Origin of the sequence: Janthinobacterium sp. PSPC3-1 (assembly GCF_049896105.1) — a bacterium.
GTDB lineage: Bacteria > Pseudomonadota > Gammaproteobacteria > Burkholderiales > Burkholderiaceae_D > Janthinobacterium.
The window spans coordinates 1-1,333 of sequence record NZ_JAFCTQ010000089.1; the positions used below are offsets into that span (position 1 = coordinate 1).

A 1,333-nucleotide genomic window follows, 5' to 3' on the forward strand; every position below is an offset into this window, starting at 1 on the left:
GGTTCATCGCACTTTACCGGGGAACGCATCCTTGATTTTCAGAAAGAAGTAGGATGCGTCCCGAAATCCGTAAGCCATGCGCTTGATGACCTTGATGCGGTTGTTGACGCCTTCCAGGATCGATGAGCTCATTGGATAAATGGCCGAAGCCAGGATGCCGCGCCGGTACTTGGCCAGGCGCTTGGCAAACTGGATCACCGGTGCGATCTGGCTTTGCAAGGCGAGTTTGAACCATGATTTCCATCGTCGAGCACCTTCCCAAACCGATGGTGCGTACCAGATCTCCTTCAGCTCGGTCTTGAGCAGATAGACGGTAGCCAAGGGCTGGTTGGCAGCCAACAGTTCCTCCAGCTTGACGGCCTGTTCAGCTTTCAGGTTGTCTCGGTTGCGCAGCAAAAGCCAGCGGCTACGCTTGATGACCTGGCGGGCCTTTGGTTCGGCACGTAAGGTATTGGCTTGGTCGACGCGAACCCGGTCGACCACTTCGCGGCCAAAGCGCGCCACTACGTGAAACAAGTCGTAGACGACTTCCGCGTTCGGGCATTGCTGGCGAACTTCGAGGTCCATGGCCGTGTTCATGTCCATGGCGACGGCTTCAATCCGCTGACAGCCTTGCTCTCCCAGCAGCTCGAAGAACGGCCGGATCGCCTCTCGGCTGTTACCTTCACCAACCCACAGCACCCGCATGCGCTCGGCATCAAGGGCGACAGTGGCATACCGGTGCCCCTTGTGCAGGGCGAATTCGTCCATGACCAGGCGCCGTACGCCCTCTGCCGAGAAGTCACCATGCAGGTACTTCAAGCGCTGATGATCGATGTCCTTGATGGTATGCCAGTGCAGCCCGGTCAACCGGGCTATATGGGCAATGGGAAGCAGCTGCGCCAGCGCCTCGACCCACAGGCGTACGCGATGCGTGATGCGTGCGCGCCGGTCGAGCCAGGCAATGTGTTCAGCAACTCGTGCGTTGCAATGATGGCAGTCCAGCCGCCGCACCGGTACATCGAGCCAGACGCGCCTGTCGAGAATGTCGCGATCGCGCACTTTGCGCCTTCGGCGCTCATGCACCAGGGCGCAGGGCTGTCGGCATGCTCCGCATAGGGCCTCGCTTGCCGGGCAGGTATCAAGAGCGATTAACAAGGAGCCGTCTTCTTGTTCGTGGACGGATTCGACAATATGACCTTCCCAAAATGGGCTGGACGACATAGCATTGAGCATGGCGGTGGTTTGATAGACTGATTTGTTTGGCGACTATCAATCTACCAACATCAGGCCACCGCCGCCACCTCCCGCTCAGATCGTCAACCCCGTCTTCCCCCATTCCCCGCGAAGAACC

The 1,333-nt window shown here is 58.8% G+C and carries 1 protein-coding gene; it reads right to left on the reverse strand.

Annotated elements, in window-relative coordinates:
* Positions 1-3: 3 nt before the first annotated feature.
* Entirely contained in the window at positions 4-1,215 is a 1,212-nt protein-coding gene (locus ACP7B7_RS31600) for an ISL3 family transposase (RefSeq protein WP_308920732.1), read from the reverse strand.
* Positions 1,216-1,333 lie beyond the last annotated feature (118 nt).